Below are 1914 nucleotides of genomic sequence, written 5' to 3' on the forward strand. Positions count from 1 at the left end.
ATCGAAACATTCAACGGTTGCCAACACAAAAGCGCGGCACTGCAGGGTATCAACCACTGGTCTCATGGCGGATGCCGGGATTGGCGCAGGAGAGAGTGTCGATAACAGCACCGTTATCAACACGAATGCGACGGGCTGCAATGTGACAATTTCAGGTCGCTCAATCTCACCTGACGTTAAAGCGCATGCCGGTATTGGGGCGGGAATATCAGTGAAGTCAAAGGTTAAAAACACGATAGCACACGGCTGCATCGTGCAAACAATCAACAGTAAAAAAGCAAATGCCGGTATTGGGGTAGGGGTAAATGATAACGGAGCTGTTACCAACACAACAGCAACAGGCTGCACGCTAAAAACCTCCGGTGATGAGGCAAAAGCCGGTATCGGGGCGGGAATAAACAATATATATGGAATGGTCGAGGGCACAACAGCGCAGCGATGCCACGTAACAACCTCAGGTGACAAGGCAGATGCCGGTATTGGGGCGGGAGAGAACAGGGGTACTGTTATCGACACCGCAGCGTTGGCCAGCAGTGTGACAACCGGTGGTCACGATGCTGATGCCGGTATTGGGGCAGGAACTGCTCAACTTGCAGAAACTGTTACCAGCAGCACAATTGTTGGCAGGAAAACAATTGTTACCGGGACAATAGCAATAGAAAGCAATGTGACAACCGGTGGTAACTATGCCAATGCCGGTATTGGCGCAGGATTTTGCAGAACTGATGGAATTATCGCCAACACGAAGGCGCTGAAGTGCCAGATGAAAACCTCCCGCTTTTACTCAACTGCCGGTATTGGCGCAGGAAAAATAGAACCCGGGGCAAAAGTAAATATCGCCAATACCAAGGTGTTTAACAGCAGCATCATAACTCGAAATCCCGATGCAGCGATCAACGCAGGACATAAACCCGTTGTTTGCCAGGTTCTTGTTGATGGACGGAAAAAAGACTGTTCTCCGGAGTGTCTTGATGTTTCAGATATTAACTTCTGTGCAGATATTAACCAGTCCGGGGCAAGATCGTATTGCCACGACGTTTTTGATAATAGAGTAAACTGCGATAACCCTCCGTTAACCTATCCAGTCACAGAGACGGTGACGCCGCCGATACCAACCTTGAACATTTCCAGCCCGAATTCTGATACAACGCCGCCGATACCAACCTTGAACCTTTCCAGCCCGAATTCTGATACAACGCCCCCGACCCATGCACCCACGCTAACAGTCACGCCCCCTTCCAGTTCGGTTTCTACGCAATTTGCCACATCACCGCTAACAAAATCGCTCAGTCCTGCCGTTGTAGCCACTATTGCCACCCTGGGCACGGCACTTGTTGTACTGATCGGTGTTGTTATTGGTGTGCTCATTTACTACCGGAGACCATCGGCCAATGCTGGCCGTAACCAACCCGTGCCAGAGCAACCCGTACGCCGACTCTGGACTGAGAGACCGCTGCCTTCTCCTCCCCGGAACGTTTACCAACCGTTGCCCGCCAGCCAGGGGAACACGAGTACAGTGCCTGCTTCAACCCAGGGCTATTACCAACTGTTGCCAATCAGCCGGGGTAACAGGGCACTGCCTGCTTCTGTGCAGGGCCATTACCAACCTTTGTCAGACAGCCGGGGGAACGCAAGAATATTGCCTGCTCCCCCCCACAGCCATTACCAACCGCTGACAGGCCGCCAGGGGAGCACGGCAAATGGGGGCAGCAATCCCCCGGTGATTAATCCTGCCCCACCCCAACAGCCCGAGTATGAAAACATCGATAACTACAGGATACCGCCAGGAGGCTGTCCGAGAATAGCGCCCGTAGCGAAGACGACAGAAAATTGAGGATAAAAATTCAGTTTTGTGAGGTGAATAGCGGGGCTATTTGACGAAGAAGCAGGAATTTTTAGACCAATTTATCGCAA

At 51.7% G+C, this 1914-nt stretch carries 1 protein-coding gene; it reads left to right on the forward strand.

From position 1 onward, the window contains the following. A partial coding sequence (locus tag KDK14_RS01910; protein WP_257263327.1) for a hypothetical protein occupies positions 1-1834 on the forward strand: 1834 nt, incomplete at its 5' end. Positions 1835-1914: the final 80 nt, after the last annotated feature.

Source organism: Endozoicomonas sp. ONNA2, assembly GCF_024606365.1.
GTDB lineage: Bacteria > Pseudomonadota > Gammaproteobacteria > Pseudomonadales > Endozoicomonadaceae > Endozoicomonas.